At 60.0% G+C, this 20,939-nt stretch carries 20 protein-coding genes; 7 read left to right on the top strand and 13 right to left on the bottom strand.

Features of this window, described 5'->3' with window-relative positions; genetic code table 11:
- Positions 1 to 105 precede the first annotated feature (105 nt).
- The 3 genes from AC1Q6I_RS29630 to AC1Q6I_RS29640 form a co-directional block, all read right to left on the bottom strand.
- On the bottom strand, positions 106 to 2,343 hold the full coding sequence (locus AC1Q6I_RS29630; RefSeq protein WP_102625356.1) for a TonB-dependent siderophore receptor: 2,238 nt from the start codon (positions 2,341 to 2,343) through the stop codon (positions 106 to 108).
- A gap of 130 nt (positions 2,344 to 2,473) precedes the next feature.
- Positions 2,474 to 4,216: a phosphoethanolamine transferase CptA gene (locus AC1Q6I_RS29635; RefSeq protein ID WP_102625357.1), complete on the bottom strand. Its 1,743-nt coding sequence runs from the start codon at positions 4,214 to 4,216 to the stop codon at positions 2,474 to 2,476.
- Between the two features lie 471 nt (positions 4,217 to 4,687).
- Positions 4,688 to 4,861 (bottom strand): DUF6026 family protein, encoded by a 174-nt coding sequence (locus AC1Q6I_RS29640; protein ID WP_024075837.1) that lies wholly within the window; start codon positions 4,859 to 4,861, stop codon positions 4,688 to 4,690.
- A 269-nt stretch (positions 4,862 to 5,130) separates the two neighbouring features.
- Here AC1Q6I_RS29640 and gnd point away from each other — a divergent pair, with 269 nt between their 5' ends.
- The 3 genes from gnd to AC1Q6I_RS29655 are packed head-to-tail and all read left to right on the top strand — an operon-like array spanning position 5,131 to position 8,485.
- Positions 5,131 to 6,114: a phosphogluconate dehydrogenase (NAD(+)-dependent, decarboxylating) gene (gnd, locus tag AC1Q6I_RS29645; protein ID WP_024075836.1), complete on the top strand. Its 984-nt coding sequence runs from the start codon at positions 5,131 to 5,133 to the stop codon at positions 6,112 to 6,114.
- A complete protein-coding gene (gene zwf, locus AC1Q6I_RS29650; protein ID WP_024075835.1) occupies positions 6,111 to 7,634 on the top strand; it encodes a glucose-6-phosphate dehydrogenase in 1,524 nt (507 codons plus the stop codon). The genes gnd and zwf overlap by 4 nt, the downstream gene beginning before the upstream one ends.
- Positions 7,631 to 8,485, top strand: coding sequence for an HAD family hydrolase (locus AC1Q6I_RS29655; RefSeq protein ID WP_102625358.1), 855 nt, complete (start codon positions 7,631 to 7,633; stop codon positions 8,483 to 8,485). The genes zwf and AC1Q6I_RS29655 overlap by 4 nt, the downstream gene beginning before the upstream one ends.
- A 59-nt stretch (positions 8,486 to 8,544) precedes the next feature.
- On the opposite strand, the gene AC1Q6I_RS29660 is transcribed toward AC1Q6I_RS29655, so the two are convergent.
- Entirely contained in the window at positions 8,545 to 8,805 is a 261-nt protein-coding gene (locus tag AC1Q6I_RS29660; RefSeq protein ID WP_024075833.1) for a hypothetical protein, read from the bottom strand.
- Positions 8,806 to 9,148: 343 nt separating this feature from the next.
- On the opposite strand from AC1Q6I_RS29660, the gene AC1Q6I_RS29665 reads away from it, so the two are divergent.
- Positions 9,149 to 10,474, top strand: a complete 1,326-nt coding sequence (locus tag AC1Q6I_RS29665; RefSeq protein ID WP_102625359.1) for a sigma-54 dependent transcriptional regulator — start codon at positions 9,149 to 9,151, stop codon at positions 10,472 to 10,474.
- Positions 10,475 to 10,591: 117 nt separating this feature from the next.
- Here AC1Q6I_RS29665 and fapF read toward each other — a convergent pair whose 3' ends face one another.
- From fapF to AC1Q6I_RS29700, 7 genes are all read right to left on the bottom strand, one after another.
- Positions 10,592 to 11,893: a fibril amyloid transporter FapF gene (gene fapF / locus AC1Q6I_RS29670; RefSeq protein ID WP_102625360.1), complete on the bottom strand. Its 1,302-nt coding sequence runs from the start codon at positions 11,891 to 11,893 to the stop codon at positions 10,592 to 10,594.
- A gap of 50 nt (positions 11,894 to 11,943) precedes the next feature.
- Positions 11,944 to 12,690 carry a fibril amyloid subunit FapE gene (gene fapE, locus AC1Q6I_RS29675; protein WP_069075829.1) on the bottom strand — a complete coding sequence of 249 codons (747 nt, stop codon included), beginning with the start codon at positions 12,688 to 12,690 and terminating at the stop codon, positions 11,944 to 11,946.
- Positions 12,691 to 12,728: 38 nt separating this feature from the next.
- Complete coding sequence (gene fapD, locus AC1Q6I_RS29680; protein WP_069075830.1) at positions 12,729 to 13,409, bottom strand: fibril amyloid maturation endopeptidase FapD; 681 nt, start codon at positions 13,407 to 13,409, stop codon at positions 12,729 to 12,731.
- Positions 13,410 to 13,469: 60 nt separating this feature from the next.
- On the bottom strand, positions 13,470 to 14,219 hold the full coding sequence (gene fapC, locus AC1Q6I_RS29685; RefSeq protein WP_069075831.1) for an amyloid-like fimbrin subunit FapC: 750 nt from the start codon (positions 14,217 to 14,219) through the stop codon (positions 13,470 to 13,472).
- 66 nt (positions 14,220 to 14,285) lie between these two features.
- Positions 14,286 to 14,837: a fibril amyloid subunit FapB gene (gene fapB / locus AC1Q6I_RS29690; RefSeq protein ID WP_069075832.1), complete on the bottom strand. Its 552-nt coding sequence runs from the start codon at positions 14,835 to 14,837 to the stop codon at positions 14,286 to 14,288.
- On the bottom strand, positions 14,837 to 15,289 hold the full coding sequence (gene fapA / locus AC1Q6I_RS29695; protein ID WP_069075833.1) for a fibril amyloid chaperone protein FapA: 453 nt from the start codon (positions 15,287 to 15,289) through the stop codon (positions 14,837 to 14,839). Before fapA ends, fapB begins: the two co-directional genes overlap by 1 nt.
- 331 nt (positions 15,290 to 15,620) lie before the next feature.
- Positions 15,621 to 16,616 carry a FecR family protein gene (locus AC1Q6I_RS29700; protein WP_102625361.1) on the bottom strand — a complete coding sequence of 332 codons (996 nt, stop codon included), beginning with the start codon at positions 16,614 to 16,616 and terminating at the stop codon, positions 15,621 to 15,623.
- A gap of 509 nt (positions 16,617 to 17,125) precedes the next feature.
- On the opposite strand from AC1Q6I_RS29700, the gene AC1Q6I_RS29705 reads away from it, so the two are divergent.
- On the top strand, positions 17,126 to 18,163 hold the full coding sequence (locus AC1Q6I_RS29705; RefSeq protein WP_024075824.1) for an Ldh family oxidoreductase: 1,038 nt from the start codon (positions 17,126 to 17,128) through the stop codon (positions 18,161 to 18,163).
- Positions 18,164 to 18,197: 34 nt separating this feature from the next.
- Here AC1Q6I_RS29705 and AC1Q6I_RS29710 read toward each other — a convergent pair whose 3' ends face one another.
- Positions 18,198 to 18,518, bottom strand: a complete 321-nt coding sequence (locus AC1Q6I_RS29710) for an ElaB/YgaM/YqjD family protein (protein ID WP_016979401.1) — start codon at positions 18,516 to 18,518, stop codon at positions 18,198 to 18,200.
- 163 nt (positions 18,519 to 18,681) lie between these two features.
- Here AC1Q6I_RS29710 and AC1Q6I_RS29715 point away from each other — a divergent pair, with 163 nt between their 5' ends.
- Positions 18,682 to 18,933 carry a hypothetical protein gene (locus tag AC1Q6I_RS29715; protein WP_024075823.1) on the top strand — a complete coding sequence of 84 codons (252 nt, stop codon included), beginning with the start codon at positions 18,682 to 18,684 and terminating at the stop codon, positions 18,931 to 18,933.
- Here AC1Q6I_RS29715 and AC1Q6I_RS29720 read toward each other — a convergent pair.
- The gene (locus AC1Q6I_RS29720; RefSeq protein ID WP_102624564.1) at positions 18,908 to 19,825 is read right to left on the bottom strand and encodes a LysR family transcriptional regulator; all 918 of its coding nucleotides are present in this window, start codon (positions 19,823 to 19,825) and stop codon (positions 18,908 to 18,910) included. The genes AC1Q6I_RS29715 and AC1Q6I_RS29720 overlap by 26 nt on opposite strands.
- Positions 19,826 to 19,917: 92 nt before the next feature.
- Here AC1Q6I_RS29720 and AC1Q6I_RS29725 point away from each other — a divergent pair, with 92 nt between their 5' ends.
- Entirely contained in the window at positions 19,918 to 20,844 is a 927-nt protein-coding gene (locus tag AC1Q6I_RS29725) for a carbon-nitrogen hydrolase family protein (RefSeq protein ID WP_024075821.1), read from the top strand.
- Positions 20,845 to 20,939 lie beyond the last annotated feature (95 nt).

The raw sequence follows: 20,939 nt of genomic DNA on the forward strand, positions 1-20,939 counted from the left end.
CTTGATCAGATTCATGGGGCGAGTGTGGAGTGATCTTATTAAGTGGGAATTAACGCGGAACTGCCCCCGAAGTTAACATTTTCGTTAACTTCGGGTTAAAAAGTCTTACAGTCTCCAGTCCAATGCCAAGGTGATCGAGCGGGGTTCGCCCCAATACACACCATTATAAAAGCCGACGCGCTCGTAATATTTTTCATCAAATAAATTGTTGACGTTAACTGACGCCGAAACATGTTCGTCGAATTGATAGCGAGACATCAGATTGACCACGGTATAAGCCTGCTGTGTGATCTTCGTTGATTCGGTGATCAGGTAGCCGTCCGCGTCGCGACCGCCGATCGGACGGTCGGCAAATGCGTAGAAGTCGCTTTGCCAGTTCACCGCACCGCCCACCGTCAATCCGCGCCATTCGCCCGGCAGGCGATAGGTGCTGGACAGCTTCAACAGGTTCATCGGCTGGTCAGTGTTGCTGCGCTGTTTGTTGCCGTTGAGCGAATGGGTGTAGGTGTAGCCCGCCGTGAGGTTCCAGTCCGGCATGACCTCGCCCGACACTTCAACTTCAAAGCCTTGCACCTGGTTGCCCTTGCCGCCGGATGTGTAGAACTGCTCGCCCGTTTCCCGGTCGGGCTCGGCGCTGTTGTCCAACTCGGCCACGTTGTCCTGGGTACTCCAGAAGTAGGCGGCGGCCAGGTTCAAACGCTCGTCCAGCAGGCTGCCCTTGAGGCCCACCTCGTAATTGCTGCCCACCACCGGCTCCAGGTACTTGCGGCTGGCGTCGCGCTCATCCTGTGGGTTGAAGATATCGGTGTAGCTGGCGTAAAGCGTGTACTGCGAGGTGATGTCGTAGAGCAGCCCTGCATACGGGGTCAACATGTCGTTGTGAGTCTGACGGGTCTTGGGGGCTAGGGTCAGTTGGTTGTTGGCATCGTATTCTGGCGCGACGCTTTCGATTTCCCAACTGCCATAGCGGCTGCCCAGCACGGCGTGCAACTTGTCGGTCAGGCTCAGGCGAGTGGCCAGGTAGCCGGCTTTCTGCTGTTTGCTGGAGTGGGAGCCTTTGAGCCCGGTGGTGCGGTCGGGAAATTTGGCGATACCGCCCATGTGTTGCCAATCAGGGATGGTGACGTAATCGGCGGGAGAGCGATTGCGTTGGAAGGGCGAAGTGTCGCGCTGCTGCGACTCGCCATATCCCACCATCAATTCATGCTCGCGGCCCAGCAGCGAATAGGCGCCGGCCAGGTTGAAATCCACCACGTCCATTTTCGAGGTGCCGACCATCTGGTTGGTCCAGGCGGTCATGCCGCTGCCATCGGCATTAGGGAATCCCGCGCCACCGTAATACACCTTGCCATCGGTGTCGCTCTGGCGGTGGGTGTAGGCGGCCTTGAGGCGCCAGTCGGCGGACAGCTTGTGATCGACGGATGCAAAGGTGGTCTGGTCCTTCAGCGGCCAGGAACTCCAATCGGCGGCCATATTGGCCGAGCGTGACAGCCGAGCTTTACCACCGTCGCTGTTCCAGTAAGGCAGGGTGCCCCAGGAGGTGCCTTGCACATGCTTGTTCTGATAATCGAACCCGACCGCCACCACGGTATCGTCCGTCAAATCAGCCTCGAGGATCCCGTAGCCCACTTCCCGTTGCAGCGCGTAATTGTCGCGAAAGGATTGGCTGTCGCGGTAGGCCATGACGCTACGCCCGCGCAGGCGACCCTCAAAGCCCAGTGGGCCGCCGACGTCCAGATAGTTGTAGTAATTGTCATGGCTGGCGCCGCTGACACCGGCCCTGGCCTGCCATTGCGCGGTCGGGCGCTTGCGGATCATGTTCACGGTGGCTGAGGGATCGCCCGCGCCGGTGGTCAAGCCGGTGGCGCCGCGTACCACTTCGATACGGTCGTAAATGATGGTGTCGGCGTCGGACTTCATGCGCCCGAACGTGTTGAGCATGCCATCCACCTGGAAATTATTGATGGAATAGCCCCGGGAGGAATAACCGGCACGGTCGGAATCCAGGTGCTGCACCGTGACCCCGGTGGTCTGGCGCAGGGCGTCGGTCAGGGTATTGAGATTGAAGTCATCCATTTGCTGGCGGGTGATCACCGAAATGGATTGAGGGGTTTCCTTGATCGATAGGTTCAGCCGCGTGGCGGTGCTCATCGAACCGGTGGTGTAGGCCCCGGTGTGCTCGGTAGTGGCCCCCAGGCCTTCGGCGGTGACGCGGGTGCTGCCCAGCTCCAACGCGGTGGCGGGTGTTTGCTCGGGGTCGTTTTCAGCCAGCAGGTCGGGGCTCAGTACGATACTGAACAGGCCGAGGGTGACGGTCATGGAACGGGTGAGAGGCGCGAACATCGCGGAAGACTCCTTGTCGTCTTTGAAGCCTTCTCAGTAAGAAAAGGCCTTGGCTCAAAGACGAAAGGAGGCGTGAAACTTTAGGCTTAAACGAGAATGATTGTTATCGTCACCGGGGCGACGCTGGTGGTCACTTCGCTACGACTTCTGCCCCGTCAGCTTTCTTTGGCTTGATCAGGCTGAAGTCGATCAAGGCTTTCTGCTGGCGCTCGTAAGGGTTGCCGATCAGCAGCGGGCGCGGCTTGAAACTGTCGCTGACCAGGCTTTTGCTGCGGTCCAGCTCATCGAAACTCAGCCCGGCCAGGTCTGCCCAGGTATGAATCAACTGCGAGCTGCTATAGGGGCGTTGCAGGTCGCTGGCAAAACTCCAGTCGTGGGTTTCGCGCCACTTGGGAGAGGCGTAGGCCATGAACGGGATGGTGTACATCGGTGCGGTGGGTTTGCCTTCGTTGCGCCCCAGGGTGTTGTGGCCGGCGGAGTCGAAGACGTCTTCACCGTGGTCGGACAGGTACAGCAAGAAGCCGTTGGGGTCGGTCTTGGCGTAGCTCTTGATCAGGCTGGAGACTACGAAGTCGTTGTACAGCACGGCGTTGTCATAGCTGTTGTAGGTGGGCAGCTGGGCGTCGCTGATGCCTGCCGGAACCCCCTGGCGATCGGTGAATTTGTCGAAGGTCGGCGGATAACGGTACTGATAGCTCATGTGCGTGCCCAGCAGGTGCACCACGATGAACTTGCGCTCGGCCGGGTCGGCCATGGCCTTGGCGAATGGCTCCAGTACGTCGCCGTCATACTGGCGGGCGTTCTGGTTGCGGTTGTTGTTGAGGTACACCTGCTCGTCGGCCTGTTCGGAAAAGGTCGTGAGCATGGTGTTGCGCTTGGTCATGGTCTGCTGGTTGGTGATCCAGTAGGTCTTGTAGCCCGCCTGTTTCATCATGCTGACGATCGACGGCGTCTTGAGGTACAGGTCCGGGTTTTCTTCGTCGGCGAAGGTCAGCACCTGTTGCAGCGCTTCGATGGTGTAGGGGCGCGGGGTGATGACGTTGTCGAATACCGCCAGTTGGTCGCGCAGCTTGTCCAGCTCGGGCGTGGTGTTGCGCGGGTAGCCATAGAGGCTCATGCGCTGGCGGTTGGTGGACTCGCCGATCACCAATACCAGGGTCGACGGTTGGTTGGCCATGCTGTCCTTGAGGTTCTTCAAGGGCGGAATCTGGCTGGCGCTGGTGAGCATGCCCTGCATGTTGTCGAGCTGCTCGGTGTAGCGACGATAGGCCACGATCATCTGCCATGGCACGGCCGGTTCGACGCGGGTTTCAAAGCGGTCGATGGCCTGTTCCATGTTGTCGCTCGTGGCGATCTGCTTGACCAGCGGGTAGCCCACGACGGCCAGCACAATTGCCGTCGCCGCCAGTATCGATTGGCCACGGGGCAGGTACACCGGGCGCAGGCGCGTCCACAGGAACACGGCCAGGGCGGTATGGGCGATGAACGCCAGCACGATCCACCAGGCAAAATATTGGGTCGCGTATTCACCGGCTTCAGAGATGTTCGACTCGAACATGATGAAGATGACGCTTTGGGAGAATTCCTGCTGGTAGATGAAGAAATAACCCAGGCTGGCCATGGAACAGGCCCACAGCACCACACCGATCAACGCGGCGAGCAGGCGGGTGCGGCGCGGGAATAACAACATCGGCGCGAGCCACAGTGCGCTCATGAAGAAGGCTTGGCGAAAGCCGCTGAAACCGGAGGTGCCGGTCAGTTGTATGAGGAGTTGGGTAATACCCGAGAAGTACCAGAAAAACAGAAATAACCAGCCAAGGCCGGCCCAATCAAAGCCTTTCGCAGACTTGGTGCTGCGTTTGAACATCGCCATCCAGCGCTCCAGCAAACTTAAATTCAATCATCGGTTAGCGGTACCCGCACGGGTTTTGATCCGCAGACCGGACATTCATCCGGCGCAGTATCGACAGTCGGGTGTGAAAAGTTTGTGAGTTTAAGATGCGGTGTTTGCCTCTCTCGAGCCCGGTACTGATCCAGGCGCCGCTGGCTGATCTGCCGCGTTTCGCGGTGAGGCTCGACATTTGGGCGTGGACGGATAAGACCGCCCGCTGCAAAGGGCCGGAATTGATCGAGGGATTCGAACGGCGGGTGGAGAAGCGCTTCCACTCAGGACGCCGGGGTGTGAGGACCTTGGGCGAAGGGCATTTGAAGTTGGCGGGCCTCAGGTACGAGACCGGTTGTGACGACCAACTTCGCGAAGCGCAGAGCCGATGGCGGTTATCGCCAGCAGTGGTATCCGGGAGCGAGAGGCACAGCGGTTTTTACCCCTGTATGCCCGCTGGGCTCAGCCGTGGGCGGGGGCTGCCAGTGCGACGGCGCTGGGGCCTTGCAATTGCATCTGCAACTGCGCGACTTGCATCAGCAGTTGATCGCGTTCGTCCTTCAGTTGGCGCAACTCATCGCGGCGGATGGTGACGTAGAGGGTCTGTGCCGGGCGGTTCATCTGTGCTGTGCTCATTGCTTACCTCGCAAATAGCCGGTAGATCGCGACGCCAGAACGCTTGATTCGAGGTTCTCGGCATCAGTCGGAAGCAATTCTGAATTCTTTTTCGTATCAAGGGAACTTTTTTATTTTTGATGGTCGTGTGACTTTTGTCGGCGTGATGGTGAAACGATGGCTACTTTTTTGTCATGAAACTACCGCCATCCGCGCTGGACTAACCCTCAATAGCTTCATTGCGCTATAAACTAGGCACACATTTTTTGAGTAGTTAGGAGCATCAGCACATGCAACTGGGGATTATCGGACTAGGCCGCATGGGCGGGAATATTGCACGGCGCCTGATGCTCAATGGGCATACCACCGTTGTTTACGACCGTAACGAAGCATTTGTCAAAGGCTTGAGCGAGGAGGGCGCCACCGGCGTCGCCGACTTGAAAGCCCTGGTTGCCGGGCTGCAAAAGCCTCGCGCCGTTTGGGTCATGTTGCCGGCAGGCGACCCCACTGAAAACACCATCAATGAGTTGAGCGAACTGCTGGAAGACGGTGATGTGATCATCGACGGCGGCAACACCAACTATAAGGACGATGTTCGTCGCGCCAAGACGTTGTCGGAAAAAGGCCTGCACTATGTCGACGTCGGCACGTCCGGCGGCGTCTGGGGGCTGGAGCGCGGTTACTGCATGATGATCGGTGGCGACACCGAGACCGTGCAGCGACTCGACCCGATCTTCGCCAGCCTGGCGCCGGGCCTGGGCAATATCCCGCGCACCAAGGACCGCTCCGCTGCCGCTGACCCCCGCGCCGAGCATGGCTATATCCATGCGGGCCCTGCGGGTTCCGGGCACTTCGTCAAGATGATCCACAACGGCATCGAGTACGGGATGATGCAGGCGTTTGCCGAAGGGTTTGACATTCTCAAGACCAAGAACTCGGAAAACCTGCCGCAAGACCAGCGCTTTGACCTGAACGTTGCCGATATCGCCGAAGTCTGGCGCCGTGGCAGCGTGGTGTCGTCCTGGTTGCTGGACCTGACCGCCGATGCCCTGGCCACCGACCCGAAACTCGACGGCTACTCCGGCTCCGTTGCCGACAGTGGCGAAGGCCGCTGGACCATCGAGGCCGCCATGGAGCAAGCCGTGCCGGTGCCGGTGCTGTCCACGTCGCTGTTCGCGCGTTTCCGTTCCCGCCAGCAGAGCACCTACGGTGACAAGATGCTGTCTGCCATGCGCTTCGGCTTTGGTGGTCATGTGGAGACTTCCAAAAAATGACCGCCAACGGCAAAAAAACCAAGGCCGAACCCGCTCCTCCCACCACCCTGTTTCTGTTTGGCGCCCACGGCGACCTGGTCAAGCGCCTGCTCATGCCGGCGCTGTACAACCTCAGCCGTGACGGCCTGCTGGGCGATGGCCTGCGCATTGTCGGCGTTGATCACAACGCCATCAGCGATGCCGACTTCGCCAAGAAACTCGAGGACTTCATTCGCACCGAAGCTGCCGGGAAGGTCAGGGGTAACGCCGACAATGCCCTGGACCCAAAACTGTGGGCGCAGCTGGCCAAGGGCATCAGCTACGTCGAGGGCGACTTCCTCGACGACAGCACCTACGCCGACATCGGCAAGAAGATCGCCGACAGTGGCACCGGCAACGCGGTGTTCTACCTGGCCACCGCGCCGCGCTTCTTCAGTGAAGTGGTGCAGCGCCTGGGCAGTGCCGGCTTGTTGACGGAAACCGATGACAGCTTCCGCCGCGTGGTGATCGAAAAGCCCTTTGGCTCCGACCTGGCCACTGCCGAAGCGCTGAATGCCAGCCTGCTCAAAGTGATGAGCGAGAAGCAGATCTATCGCATCGACCATTACCTGGGCAAGGAGACGGTGCAGAACATCTTGATCAGTCGTTTCTCCAACGTGCTGTTCGAAGCGTTCTGGAACAACCATTACATCGACCACGTGCAGATCACCGCGGCGGAAACGGTGGGCGTGGAAACCCGGGGTAATTTCTTCGAAAAAACCGGCACCTTGCGCGATATGGTGCCCAACCATCTGTTCCAGTTGCTGGCGATGGTGGCCATGGAGCCACCGGCGGCGTTTGGCGCCGATGCAGTAAGGGGCGAGAAGGCCAAGGTGATCGGGGCTGTACGCCCCTGGTCCCTGGAAGATGCGCGGGCCAATTCGGTGCGCGGGCAATACACCGCCGGTGAGATCGGTGGCAAGGCGCTGCCCGGCTACCGCGAGGAAGCCAACGTGGCGCCCGACAGCAGCACCGAGACGTTTGTCGCCCTCAAGGTGATGATCGACAACTGGCGTTGGGTCGGCGTGCCGTTCTACCTGCGTACCGGCAAGCGCATGAGCATTCGCGACACCGAGATCGTGATCTGCTTCAAGCCGGCGCCGTATGCACAGTTTCGCGATACCGAGGTCGATGAGCTCAAGCCCACCTACCTGAAGATCCAGATCCAGCCCAATGAAGGCATGTGGTTCGACCTGCTGGCTAAAAGGCCCGGGCCGACATTGGACATGGCCAATATCGAGTTGGGTTTTGCCTACGAGGACTTCTTCGAGATGCAACCGTCGACCGGTTACGAAACCTTGATCTACGACTGCATGACCGGAGACCAGACCTTGTTCCAGCGCGCCGACAACATCGAAAACGGCTGGCGTGCGGTGCAGCCGTTTCTCGATGCGTGGAAAGAGGACGACGGGATCCAGGCCTACAAGGCCGGTGAAGATGGTCCGGCGGCGGCCGATGCGTTGCTGGCCCGCGATGGCCGTGCCTGGCATTCGCTCGGATGAGTGACGCAGCGATCCATCCCGTCCGGTTTGTATTGAGTGATATGGACGGCACCTTGCTGCGTCCTGATCACACCCCGACCCAGCGCACCCTCGACACGGTGCGTGCCTTGCGCGCTGCCGGGGTACTGTTCAGCCTGGCCAGCGGACGCCCGCCCAAGGCGATGTTGCAGATGATCGAAGCGTTCGGCATCGACGTGCCCGTGGCCGGCTTCAATGGCGGCACGTTGGTCAACCCTGATGGCACTGTGCTGGTGGCGCATTATTTACCCGCGGAGGCGGCGCTGGTGACGTTGGCGCTGTTTTCCGGGGTGCCGGACGTGGAAGTCTGGGTGTTTGCCGACGGTGAATGGCTGCGGCGCGATCCGTCCGGCCCCATGGTAGCGGTGGAAGCTGCTGGTTTGGGGTATGGGCCGCGAGTGGTCGAGAGTTTTGAGCCGTACCTGGATCGGGTCGACAAGATCGTCGCCGCCAGCCGCAACGCGCCATTGCTGGTGGAACTTGAAGCGCAATTGCAGCCCAAGGTGCAGGGGCTGGCCCAGGTATCGCGTTCGCAACCGATCTACCTGGATGTGACGGCGATGAAGGCCAACAAGGGTGAAGCCTTGAAGACCCTGGCGGCGCACCTCGGGGTGCCGCTGGAGCAGACGGCGGTCATCGGCGACGGCGGCAACGACCCGGCGATGTTTCAGGTGGCGGGGTTGTCGATTGCCATGGGGCAGGCTGAAGAAAGCGTCAAGCGCCAGGCCAATGTTGTCACCGGCAGTAATCTCGAAGACGGTGCAGCCGAAGCGATCGAACGGTTTATTCTTGCGGCGCAGTCAGGGCGAAAAGTTAAACCGCCTGTACTCTAACAGCGAACTTCCGATCATTGTTTTGCAATGGGGCAATGATCGGAAGTTGCCGCGCCGATTTACTTGGGCATTGCCCAGGACTGTAACTGGTAGCCATCTTTGTCGAGTTCGGCGCGGGCTTGCAACAACAAGTCTTCCAGTTGTGCCGGGTCGGTGTAGGCACTCGACGACAGCTGTTTGCGGCCGATACGTTTGTTGGTGCGGTCGACGACGCTCAGGCTGAGGGCGCCATTGCCATCGTGCCAGGCCACACACTGAAAGGGCTGGAAAGCACGGTCTGCGATCAAAAGAGCTTCGTTGATGCGGAGCGGGGCGTTCATGTGGGTCTTCTCTCTCATTGCCCATTCAATTAAGTGCCGGCGGTTGGGCAGTCCGTGCGGCGGTTACTTGTACTGATGCACGATGATGGGGTACGGGTCACATGTTAGAGCAACAATTTTCAACTTTCCCTGATTGAAGTCATGTAAGCGGCTGTTTTGAAAGCGCAATGTAAGTCTCCAGGCGAAGCAACTTTTTACCCGGAATCGCAGGCAGATGGCTTTTTGCCCGCACTTATAGCGAAATGGTACAAGCGCCGCGTCAATACCTTGCTAGTGTTATCGCCAGGCGTCACAAACTGTTGTTTCTAAATAACTTTACTATTTTTGGCGCCAAGGAATAGTCATGGTTGTTACACCTGTCCAGCGCCGTTTGCTTGTGGTCGATCCCTGCGATGACTGCCATGCGCTATTGCCTGGCCTGCGCTCTGCCGGGTGGGAGGTGGACAGCTGTACCCTGGAAGCGGTGGGAGACCGGTCCTGCGATGTGGGCTTGCTGCGTTTGCAGCCTTATCACCTGGAGCGTCCCGAGGCCGTCAAGGAGCTGATCAGCCGCAGTGGTACCGAGTGGATCGCCGTGCTCAACCAGGAAGTGTTGCGCCTGCAGAACGTCGGTGATTTTGTCTGCGAGTGGTTCTTCGACTTCCACACCCTGCCATTCGATGTCTCCCGGGTGCAGGTCACCCTGGGCCGCGCCTTTGGCATGGCGCGCCTGCGAGGCAAGGGCCATGCCCCGGTCAACGAGCCCGAACATGAATTGCTTGGCGACAGCCGGCCGATCCGCGAGTTGCGCAAACTATTGTCGAAGCTGGCGCCCACGGAGTCGCCGGTACTGATTCGCGGCGACAGCGGTACGGGTAAAGAACTGGTCGCCAAGACCCTGCATCGGCAATCCCAGCGCCATGCCAAGCCGTTTGTAGCGATCAACTGCGGGGCGATCCCCGAACACCTGATTCAGTCTGAGCTGTTCGGCCATGAAAAAGGCGCGTTTACCGGCGCCCATCAGCGTAAGGTCGGGCGGATCGAGGCGGCGAACGGCGGCACGCTGTTCCTCGATGAAATCGGCGATTTGCCGATGGAACTGCAAGCCAACCTGCTGCGCTTTCTTCAGGAAAAACAGATTGAACGGGTCGGCGGCAGCCAGCCCATCCCCGTGGATGTGCGTGTGCTGGCGGCGACCCATGTTGACTTGGAAGCGGCGGTGGCCAAGGGCACGTTTCGCGAAGACCTGTATTACCGCCTGAATGTGCTGCAAGTGGTCACCGCGCCCCTGCGCGAACGCCACGGTGATGTGGCGATGTTGGCCAATCACTTTTCACGCTTCTACAGCCAGGAAACCGGCCGGCGCCCGCGCAGTTTCAGCGAGGGCGCCCTGGTCGCCATGGGGCAACACCCGTGGCCGGGCAATGTACGTGAACTGGCCAACCGCGTACGGCGTGGCCTGGTGTTGGCTGAAGGGCGGCAGATCGAAGCCGTTGATCTGGGCCTGGAAGGCGAACAGGCAATTTCTTCGCCGATGGCTACACTGGACGATTACAAGCACCGCGCCGAACGCCAGGCGCTGTGCGATGTGCTCAACCGGCACAGTGACAACCTGAGCGTCGCGGCCCGTGTGTTGGGCGTTTCCCGGCCGACGTTCTACCGGTTGCTGCACAAACACCAGATCCGCTAGGGCGGGTAAACCGAAAAGCCCCGCAACGACCCTTATCGTTGCGGGGCTTTTCCTTTGTCAAACGTCCCCTTGCGCAGCCAAGGAACACCGGCTGGGACGCTCCGTGTCCCGATGCCGCTAGAAGTAATACGGGAATTTCAAGCTGAAGGTGAAGTCCGGCGCATCATCCGTCATGCCGATCGCCAGGTTCGGCACGATCGTCAGGTTATCCGATGCCGCAATGGTCATGCCCACGTTGAAGTAGCCCGCATTGGCGTCGCTGGAGACCACCGATTGCCAGTCGCCGCCGTTAGGCTTGAGCTTGCTTTTGCGTTGTACCAGGTCGGAGACCGAGAACGACATACTCATCTTCTCGTTCAGCGCGAAGGCAACGCCGACGCCGAGCTGGAAGCTGTCGCCCAGGCTGACTTTGCCGCCGACTTTCTGGTTGACGTCACTGCTGATGTCGTCAAACGAATCTTCGAAGTTGTGGGTGTACGAGAACGAGCCAAACAGCACCGCCGGGTCGAAGGTCTTGACCAGCGAGATGCCCGGTGTGATCGACCAGACGCCGTTACCGGTAGGCAGGCTTTCCGGCACATAGAGGTTGTCGTTGGTGGTTTGCCTGACCAGCTTGATGCCAAACGGCTCTTTACCGGTAGGCGCCTTGACGCGCAACGAAACCACCGCGTCCGGCAAAGTAGGGGTTTCGTCGAGGAATTTGTACGCCACGCCGAAGTTTACGTCGCCGATGGTTGGATCGCGGGTTACGCTTGCTTCAGAGGTGGCAGTGGCATCGTTGCCGGCGCCGCTCGACTGGTAGGTCGATTCGCGGTACACCACCGGCACGTTGACGTCGAACTGCCAGCGGTTGTCGACGTTGTAGCGCCCGGTCAAATCCAGGGTCCAGTTATCAGCCTTGATACGGTCCAGGTTGATGTTGCCCAGGAAGATCGAGTCCAGGGCCAGGAACCCGTTGAGGGTCAACTGCCGGGCATCGTAATGCGCGTAAGTGATGCCGGTTTCAAAGCTGAACTTGCCATTCCCGAAGAAGCCGCTGGCTTCGTTGTAGAGGTTGCTCACGCTTTGCGCAGGGGCCGAATCGTCCTTGAGCGACTGGCCATAAGAACTGCCGCCACCGCCCGCGCCGCCGGATGCCGCAGCGGCACCCGTTCCCGCGACGGTCTTGTTGCCTTTCTGGAAGTCTGCCGGAGACTTGGCCAGGCGCTTGGGCGCCGGCGTGGCCGGTTGATCTTCGACCTGGCGCACCCGTTGTTCCAACACTGCCAGGGCTTTTTGCTGCACCTCGTACCGCTGCTTGAGTTCCAGAAGCTCTTGTTTGAGTGTCTCAATATCTGCGTCTGGCGCGGCATACAAGATGGATGCGGGCAAGAGCGTACTTAAACAGACCACTGCACGTAGCGATAATGATCGATGCATGAAATAAGCCGTCCTTTTCTAATGCAAAAAGTGTCGAGGGTCAGCGTAGTTCAATAACCGAGAGTGCGCAGGCCTTTGAGTTGATCCAGATTGCAGTTCAACGCCGGGTTGTTCAGTCCGTTATTGCCCATTACCACGTTGAGTTGGGTCATGTTGTTGACGAAGTTGGTATTGCCGGTCAACACCGTGCCTTGCAGCACTTGGCCGCCGCCGATCTGCTGGAGGCTATTGCCTTGGTTATGGTTGGCCAGAATCGCCATCTGCAAGCCGCCGTTGTTGGCCGAGACACTCACACGGCCTGCCGCGCTGTCGCCGGTCACAGTGCCGCCGGCTACCAGCACTTGCCCGGACTGGACGATGTTGGACGGTGCAAAGCCGTTTTCAGTGACGTTGATACCGACATTGTTGTAAGCGGTGTTGCCGTCGCCGGCGGTGCGTACGCTTTGGGTCACGCCCGTGCCTGTGCCCAGGCCCGCGCCGCCGACGACATTACCGGTGCCGGTGTTCTGGTTGGTGCCGGTACCGGTGGAGCCGGTGGTCTGCACGTAGAATTGTGGGGTAATGGTCGCTGAGTCGATCTGCATGCTGGCCTTGCCGGTGATGGTGTCGCCCACGGCGTTGGTCCAGGTACTGCTCATGACAATACCGAAGCTGATGATTCGCCCCGGCATCACATAGCGGCCGCGCAGTTCGGCCATTTCCGAATCCTTGAGTTCGATGGGTTGGAACCCCGATGAAGCATAAGCGGGTATTGAGGCTGTCAGACACAGGACCGTCAGCCAACGGGAAGTGTTCATCTTCAGCTCCTGGAGCGTCCTGCCCCTTATGCGCTTCTTCAGAAGAAGTCGCTCTGGATGAAACCGAAATCCATCAGCTCGGCATCGCCTACCGGCCTGAACTCATTCAACTTGTTCTTGGCGGTCAGCGGCGTGGGCGGGTCGAGCAAGGCGTTGGCCTTGTCATAACCTTCACCCAGCACGGCGAAGACGATGCCATTCCAACCCTTGAGGAAGTCGTCACGCGAATAGCGCTTGTGGCCCAGTACCGGGTCGCCGATATAGACCCAGTCCTTGTCCGCGCGCTGCATCACCACGAAGTGCTTGTAGCCACGAATCTCCAGCAGCACCACTACGGGGATCTTCACGGTCACCAGGGTTTCTGGTCCGATCTTGTAGCCCCGGGCACGCATGCCGATGCTTTCGAGGTAGCGCTTCATGTCCAGCATGGAAAAGCCCTGGGTACGTACCAGGTCCTGGTCTGCATTGACCAGCATGCCTTTGATGACGTGGTCTTCGTCGACGTCCAGCCAGTAACCCTGGCGCAGAATGGTGGCGAGTGCCGCAGCACCGCAGCTGAAATCGGTTTTCTGTTCCACCAGGTTGGCGAACCGGCGCTCACGGATACTCTCGACCTTCTTGTAGATGACTGCACCGCCGGGCATGGCGGAGATTGCCATGGTGCCCGCCCAGGTTGGGCCGGTGAGCAACATCAAGAGGCTAAGGGTCGCGAGGCGCATGATCGTATGACCTGTCGGACACTGGAATAAAAAGGGCCTTGTTGCCAAGGCCCCGTTGGATCAGAAGCGCACGCCGCTGGCGCAGACGGTGCAACCTTGACCGATCGACAGGCTGTTGCTGCCTTGGTTGCCGGCGCCGGATTGCAGGTTCACACCTACGTTGCCGGAGTTGCGGTTAACCGAGTTGTCGAGGCTGGAGTTGTTCGACACGTACTGAGGTTTGCTGCCATAGCCATACCCGTGGCTGGTAGCGGCGGCGTTGAGGTAGTTGTTGGCGAGCGAGTTTTGCTCGGTGTTGGCGGCCGCTGCGATGTTTTTGCCATCTGCAGTGGTGATTGCCAGGTTGTTTTTACCTTGGTTACCTTGGCCGGCCTGGCCGTTGTAGCCCAGGTTGCCGGAGTTGCCGTTAACCGAGTTGTCCAGGGAGGCGTTGTTCTGGGTGCCTTTGTTGACGAAGTTGTTCAGCCCGCTGTTTTGATTGACATCGACGACAGCGAATACTGTTGCAAAGTCACCTTTGGCGCTGGAGATGGCGCCAGAGTTGTCGGCCTGGTTGCCACTGCCTGCTTGAACGTTAACCCCGGTGTTACCGCTGTTGCCATTAACCGAGTTATCGGCAGAGGCATTGTTTTCGGTTTTGGTGTCATCGAACTTGTTGCCTGCGCTGTTTTGTACATCCGTGACAACAGAGGCAACAACCCCGGTTGGTTGAGGCGCAGGGTGCCAGCCACCACCATTTGCTTGAGCAGCAGCAGCCATGAGTGCAGCCAGAGCGAAAACCAGAGGTTTCAGAGCCATTTGAGGTTTCATGGTGTTTCTCCTTGCTTCTATTAGTTGGTTAAGTGTTGGTACGGTCTAACGTGTGCTACCAAGCGTTTACTTGATAGTGATGCCCAGGGTGTTAGCCACTCGGTTCCCCACCCCAGCACTCTGGTTCACCTGAATCACTCCTCGGCTGCCGGTGAAGGCCTGGTCGCTTGTCACGACCTGGCGGCTGCCAGTGGTGGGGGTGAGCCCTGAGTCGGTTGCCAGCGTCGTCGTGTTCTGTTGCAACAGGACGCTGTCGTCGATGCTTTGCGGGCCAGGGTTGACGCTGATCCGCACGGCATTGATTAATTGGTTATTGGCCCCGGCTGACTGGTTGATGCCCAACATGCCGTTGCCATTGGTAAAAGAGGTGCCCTCGATTGCCGCCTTGGCATTCAGGGAGGGGTCGACCTTGCCGTTCAGGTTCTGGAGATTGCGGGTGGTGGCCTGGCCACCGAGTGCGACGGCGCGGTTGTTGGCGGTTTGCTGTTGGTCGCCGGCGGCCTGGTTGATCATCAGGTTGCCGTTATAGGCCTGGCCGCTATTGGTGATTACCGCCGTGTTGTCGGCCAGGGCCGAGGCGCTGCCCAGCAGGGCCAGAATCAGCAGGGAACGATTCATTATTTGCCCCCCATCATGCTGCCGATGTTGTTCAGCGGCGCCATGCCACGCTGGATCGAGTCACTGATCTGACCGCCTATGGCGGCGCCGGCACCGTGGCTGACCGCTGTCCCGGAGCCGAGTGTCGATACACTGCCTTGGGTGTTGTTGAGGCCAGGGATATTGCCGCCAGGCAGGACCACGCGGGTAATGCTCGAGCCGCTGCTGATACTGCCGATGTCCATGTCGCTGAGTTCGCCTGTGGCGCTGATGATCTCGCGGCTTGGATTGGCGTTGGCAGTGGTGGGGTAGGGGTCTTTACCGAATGAAGGTCGACCGTACATGTGGCCTTGTACGTCGCGGCCCGTCACGATCACACCGTCACCTGCAGCGAGCACTGGAGCGCTCACGCTGGCACCGAGTACGCAGCTGATCAGCAGAAGGCTCAATGAGCCCGAAGTGTGAGTGACCACGGCAGCATTCCTTTTTTCTGCGCGCTGACCCTAAACAGCGCTGTGAGGAATAGAGCAGAACGCGTGCCGCTTTTTAATATTTTTTATTATTCAATAGCTTATGAATGTTGGCGGGCAAAGTAGTGGCTGCGTTGTTTCATGGTTGAAACACCATGGCCCAGGTGCACGCTGACCCGAACCCAGCAAAAACGCTTCACCTGGTTGTATCAGTGCTGTAACACCGCACATGACAAAACGATGAAATGGCTCAGCACGGGCGGTCCAGGGACGGGAGGTGTTTCAAAAATGGACACCGCAGGCCCAAGCGAGCCTGCCTGTGCAAACGCAGGGTTCAGCCTTTGGGGGCTTTACGCGGGATGGCGTTGAGGACGGGATTGCCGTCCTGGTTCTGGGTCAGGTAGACCGGCAGTACCTTGGGCAGGGAAGGGATAAGGCTATTGACTTCACTGGTGTTGTAGATGCCACCGATGCGGATTGCCCCGGTGTTGGCATCCGCCAGCATGACCGGCTTGTTGAGGTAGCGATTGATCAGGGGCAGGGCATCGGCCAGGGCCAGGTTGTCGAGCACCAGCTTGCCCTGGCGCCAGGCCAGGGCGGAGTCGTTGGGGTTCATCGAACTGATTCGAGGGGTGGCATCGCCCTGCTGGTAGCTGGCCTGCATGCCTGGCGTCAGTGGCACGCTGCCATGCGCCTTGTCGCTGGAAATCTGCACCGAGCCTTCGAGCAGCATCACCCGTACCTGGTCGTCATATTTCCAGACATTGAACTGCGTGCCGGTGACTCGCACCTGGCCTTCGCCGGCCCGCACGATAAAAGGATGGGCGCGGTCATGGCTGACCTTGAAAAACGCCTCGCCTTTTTTCAGCGTGACCTGGCGCTGGTCCTTGTAGTGGCTGTAGACCAGTTCGGTGCCGAGGTTGAGTTCCACCTGGCTGCCATCGCCCAATGTGACCTGGCGTAAGCCGTTGGTGGCCTCGAAGCGCTCATAGGAGCTGGGCAGCCAACCCGCTTCCCAGCCGGTAAAGGCTACCAGGGGCAGGGCCGCGAGGCTGATCGCTGCGGCAACGGCATAGGTGCGCAGCCGGCTGCGTGGTTTGAGCGGCATCCCCGCCGAGGCCGCCTCATTGCGTGGCAAATGATCGGCCACGTCCCAGATTTCCAGCATCGCTGCGTATTCGAACGCATGCAGCGGATGAGCGTCGTGCCACTGCTGAAAGGCCTGCCGTTCGCCCGACGTGCAATCACTCGCATGCATACGCATGCACCAATGCGCGGCGGCGTCGGTGATGGCGTCATATTCGGCTTCTGAAAGGGACTTTTCGCTCATTAACTCATCCTGATTTCCCGCATTCTAACCTCCACAGCCGGATAGCGAGAACAGCCATGATGGCAATTGCACTTCAATTGGAATTTATTCTCGTTTGAAAGCCGAGAAAACTGGGGGTATGAGTCCGTCACTCCTACCATCCCTGTGTTGCGAGGCACCGGAACGGCCATGGCTGATCAACCTTAACGCCCGGCAGACGGGGCTGTTGTGGCGAGCAGGCTTGTTGTGGTGATCGAGCTTGTTGTGGTGAGCGGGCTTGTCCCGCGTTGGGCTGCGCAGCAGCCCCAACACCAGGCACCGCGGTGTGTCAGTTAAAAACACATCGCCTGTAATGGGGCCGCTTCGTGCCCCAACGCGGGGCAAGCCCGCTCGCCACAACAAGCCCGCTCGCCACAGGGCATATGGCGATAGATAACTGAAGCGCCCGTTGACAGCAGCCACAGGGGGCGTTGTTTAATCAACGGTCTGGATTCTTGTTGTCTCTTCCAATTACAAAATCGGAGCTACAGATGTCTGCCCAGTCCCCGATAGTTGACAGTCCTTCAGTGTTCATTGGTTTCAATGACCTGGTGGGGTTGCTGCATGCCATCTTCGTGAAGCACGGCACCTCGCCTGAGGTTGCCTCGATCCTGGCGCGCAATTGCGCCAGCGCCGAGCGCGACGGCGCGCACAGTCACGGAATCTTCCGCATTCCCGGCTACCTGAGCACGCTGGCCAGCGGTTGGGTCGATGGCAAAGCCACGCCCGTGGTCACGGATGTCGCCTCCGGCTTCGTGCGGGTGGACGCCTGCAACGGCTTCGCCCAGCCGGCCCTTGAAGCGGCCCGTGCACTGCTGGTGGACAAGGCCCGCAGCGCCGGCATTGCGCTGCTGGCCATCCATAACTCCCATCACTTCGCGGCACTGTGGCCGGACGTCGAGCCCTTTGCCGAGGAAGGGTTGGTGGCGTTGAGCGTGGTCAACAGCATGACCTGCGTGGTGCCCCATGGCGCCGATCGGCCACTGTTCGGCACCAATCCCATCGCCTTTGCCGCCCCCCGTGCCGATGGCTTGCCCATCGTGTTCGACCTGGCCACCAGTGCTATCGCCCATGGCGACGTACAGATTGCCGCGCGCAAGGGCGAGCGATTGCCGCCGGGCATGGGCGTCGATAGCCTCGGTCAGCCGACCCAGGACCCCAAGGCCATATTGGAAGGCGGCGCGCTGTTGCCCTTCGGCGGGCACAAGGGCTCGGCGTTGTCGATGATGGTCGAATTGCTGGCCGCCGCCCTGACCGGGGGCAACTTCTCCTTCGAGTTCAACTGGGCCGATCACCCAGGCGCGCGTACCCCCTGGACCGGGCAATTGCTGATTGTCATCGACCCGAGCAAAACAGCTGGGCAAAGCTTTGCCGAGCGCAGCCAGGAACTGGTGCGGCAGATGCATGCGGTGGGGTTGCGGCGTTTACCGGGGGATCGACGTCATCGCACGCGGGCGAAGTCGCAACAGCAGGGGATTGAACTGCAAGCGCAGGACCTGGCGCAGTTGCAGGCGCTGCTCGAAGACTGAAAGGGGCGGCGCCATGGGCGCAGCCCCTGGCGCATCAGTTACGGCGGCCGAGCAACAGGCCGACGACCAGGCCGAAGCCCGCCGAGATAGCCACGGTCTGCCATGGGTGGCCACCGATGTAGGTCTCGGTGGCATCGACCACCGGCTTACTGCGCTCGCGCACGTTGGACACCGAGTCCAGCGCTTGCTTGAGTTTGATGGCGACCTGCTCGCGCAGGGTTTCACCTTCTTCGCCCACCAGCGAGGCGCTGCTCTTGAGCAGTTTGTCCGATTCTTCGATCAGCGCCGTGAGTTCGCTGAAGGCTTGATCCTTGATTTGATCTTCAACAGCTTGGGCAGCGGTTTTGCGGGCCATTGTGTGACTCCTTGCAGGTAAATGTGACAGTGAACAATGGAGTGCCGGGCGATGGCAAAAGTTGCAGTTTTTTTGCCAGGCACGGGTTCTGGGCAAAATCTGAATCAGGAAATTTCGACCTACAGTGTAAGATGTCACCTATTTGTGCAGCAGGTAATTCAACATGAGCTTCAATCTCGCCAACAAGACCCTCGCCGAACGCGCCGAGCTGGAAGATGAAAAGTCCCGTCTCTACGACCTGTGGCAAAGTAACCTGGGCAAGGCCAAGGGCGAAGCCGCCCGGTTGTTCGGCGAACGTGCCAAGCGCAAGGGCAAGTGGGCTGAATGGGTACGCGCGGAACTTGACGGCATGTCGCCGCCGGAGTTCTCGAACATGGTGCGCAGTGAAGTCAACAAGCTGATGGCGGCCAAGTAAAACTGGCGCTGATCGCTTCGCGCACCTTGAGCAGCAGCGGGTCTAACTGGGCCTGTGTACGCCAGCCCAGTTCCACCGGGTAGCGGGGCAGCGCCAGCGGGCAGGGCAGTACGCAAAGCCCGGTGAGGCCGGCGATGGCCTCGGCCGCATGCCCGGGAATGGTTGCCACTGCCTGGCTGCCCTTGAGCAGGAATGGCAGTGCGGCAAAATGGCTGGTCGAGGCGCACACCTGGCGGCTCAACCCCTGTGCCGCCAGCCCCTCATCGGTGATCCCGATAAACCCGCCCGACGACACCAGGATGTGCTCACGCGCCACGAACTCCGCCAGGCTGATGCCGTGCTGGCCCGGCGCCAGGCTGTGGGCGTCCACCAGGCAGCGATAATCACCTTCCCCCAGTACTAGCCGGCTCAGCCTGCGTTCGGCAAACCCGCCGGCGGTGATCGCCAGGTCCAGGGTGCGATCGAGCAGGGCACCGGCGACGATCTGGCTGTGGGTCTGACGGAAGATCACCCTGAGTTTCGGCAGACGCTGTGCGATGACGTCCATCAGCCGACGGCCATAGGCGATCTCGAAGTCGTCGGACAGCCCCACCACGATCGATCGCCCTTGATAGTTCGGGTTATCCGGATGGGTCATCGCCAGGCTTTGTCGGCAGCGGTCCAGTGCCTCACTGATCACCGGCTTGAGTTGATTGGCGCGCAAGGTCGGCGCCAGGCCCCGGCCGGTACGCACGAACAACTGATCACCATACAGTTCGCGCAAGCGGCGCAACCCCGCGCTGATGGCCGATTGCGTCACACCCAGGCGCAACGCCGCGCGGCTGGCGCTGGACTCATCGTGCAGGGCTTCGAAGGTTTTCAGCAGGTTCAGGTCGACCTGGGCGATATTCATTTGGCTCATATCATTTAGCACTGAAGTGGGCTTTATTCATGATCGAGCCTGGCCCGAGAATGGGCAACCCCCCACTACTTGGAATGATCGTGATGCCTGTTTCTATTGTGGCTGCATTGCAAATCGGTGCCTTGCCGGGCGGCAAGGCCGAGACCCTCGCGCAAATCCTGGCTTATGAAGACGAAATCCTGCGCAGCGGCGCGCAACTGGTGGTGATGCCGGAGGCGCTCCTGGGCGGTTACCCCAAAGGTGAAGGTTTCGGCACGCAACTGGGTTATCGCCTGCCCGAGGGGCGCGAAGCCTTTGCGCGTTATTTCGCCAATGCCATCGATGTGCCGGGCACCGAGACCGAGGCGCTGGCGGGGTTGTCGGCCCGTACCGGCGCGAGCCTGGTCCTGGGTGTGATCGAGCGCAGTGGCAGCACCCTGTATTGCACCGTGCTGTATTTCGAACCGTCTGGCGGTCTGGTGGCCAAGCACCGCAAGCTGATGCCCACTGGCACCGAACGTTTGATCTGGGGCAAGGGCGATGGCTCCACCTTGCCGGTGATCGACACGGCGGTAGGGCGGGTCGGTGGCGCGGTGTGCTGGGAAAACATGATGCCGCTGCTGCGTACGGCGATGTACGCCAAGGGCGTGCAAGTGTGGTGCGCGCCGACGGTGGACGAGCGTGAGATGTGGCAGGTGAGCATGCGTCATGTGGCGCACGAAGGGCGTTGCTTTGTGGTCAGTGCGTGCCAGGTGCAGGCTTCGCCTCAGGCGCTGGGCATCGAGGTTGCCAACTGGCCTTCAGAGCGCCCGTTGATCGCAGGTGGCAGCGTGATTATCGGCCCCATGGGCGACATCCTGGCTGGGCCGTTGCTGGGGGAGGCGGGGCTGCTGACCGCGCAGATCGACACTGACGATTTAGTGCGCGCGCGGTATGACTACGATGTGGTGGGGCATTACGCCCGGCCGGATGTTTTCGAGCTGGTGGTGGATGAACGCGCCAAGCCAGGCGTGCGCTTTATCACCGACTGAAGCCTGATGCCCGTCAGCTAAGGCTTTTTTGTAGGAGCGAGGGGGACGCCTAGTTCTTGCTCGCGAAAAACTCACAGGCGCCGCGTTCATTCAGG

Source organism: Pseudomonas sp. MPR-R2A5, assembly GCF_058793055.1.

Bases quoted from the DNA above. Each gene is read 5' to 3' on its own strand.
- AC1Q6I_RS29630 (WP_102625356.1), bottom strand. From the start codon at position 2,343: ATGTTCGCGCCTCTCACCCGTTCCATGACCGTCACCCTCGGCCTGTTC.
- AC1Q6I_RS29635 (WP_102625357.1), bottom strand. From the start codon at position 4,216: ATGGCGATGTTCAAACGCAGCACCAAGTCTGCGAAAGGCTTTGATTGG.
- AC1Q6I_RS29640 (WP_024075837.1), bottom strand. From the start codon at position 4,861: ATGAGCACAGCACAGATGAACCGCCCGGCACAGACCCTCTACGTCACC.
- gnd (WP_024075836.1), top strand. From the start codon at position 5,131: ATGCAACTGGGGATTATCGGACTAGGCCGCATGGGCGGGAATATTGCA.
- zwf (WP_024075835.1), top strand. From the start codon at position 6,111: ATGACCGCCAACGGCAAAAAAACCAAGGCCGAACCCGCTCCTCCCACC.
- AC1Q6I_RS29655 (WP_102625358.1), top strand. From the start codon at position 7,631: ATGAGTGACGCAGCGATCCATCCCGTCCGGTTTGTATTGAGTGATATG.
- AC1Q6I_RS29660 (WP_024075833.1), bottom strand. From the start codon at position 8,805: ATGAACGCCCCGCTCCGCATCAACGAAGCTCTTTTGATCGCAGACCGT.
- AC1Q6I_RS29665 (WP_102625359.1), top strand. From the start codon at position 9,149: ATGGTTGTTACACCTGTCCAGCGCCGTTTGCTTGTGGTCGATCCCTGC.
- fapF (WP_102625360.1), bottom strand. From the start codon at position 11,893: ATGCATCGATCATTATCGCTACGTGCAGTGGTCTGTTTAAGTACGCTC.
- fapE (WP_069075829.1), bottom strand. From the start codon at position 12,690: ATGAACACTTCCCGTTGGCTGACGGTCCTGTGTCTGACAGCCTCAATA.
- fapD (WP_069075830.1), bottom strand. From the start codon at position 13,409: ATGCGCCTCGCGACCCTTAGCCTCTTGATGTTGCTCACCGGCCCAACC.
- fapC (WP_069075831.1), bottom strand. From the start codon at position 14,219: ATGAAACCTCAAATGGCTCTGAAACCTCTGGTTTTCGCTCTGGCTGCA.
- fapB (WP_069075832.1), bottom strand. From the start codon at position 14,837: ATGAATCGTTCCCTGCTGATTCTGGCCCTGCTGGGCAGCGCCTCGGCC.
- AC1Q6I_RS29700 (WP_102625361.1), bottom strand. From the start codon at position 16,616: ATGAGCGAAAAGTCCCTTTCAGAAGCCGAATATGACGCCATCACCGAC.
- AC1Q6I_RS29705 (WP_024075824.1), top strand. From the start codon at position 17,126: ATGTCTGCCCAGTCCCCGATAGTTGACAGTCCTTCAGTGTTCATTGGT.
- AC1Q6I_RS29710 (WP_016979401.1), bottom strand. From the start codon at position 18,518: ATGGCCCGCAAAACCGCTGCCCAAGCTGTTGAAGATCAAATCAAGGAT.
- AC1Q6I_RS29715 (WP_024075823.1), top strand. From the start codon at position 18,682: ATGAGCTTCAATCTCGCCAACAAGACCCTCGCCGAACGCGCCGAGCTG.
- AC1Q6I_RS29720 (WP_102624564.1), bottom strand. From the start codon at position 19,825: ATGAATATCGCCCAGGTCGACCTGAACCTGCTGAAAACCTTCGAAGCC.
- AC1Q6I_RS29725 (WP_024075821.1), top strand. From the start codon at position 19,918: ATGCCTGTTTCTATTGTGGCTGCATTGCAAATCGGTGCCTTGCCGGGC.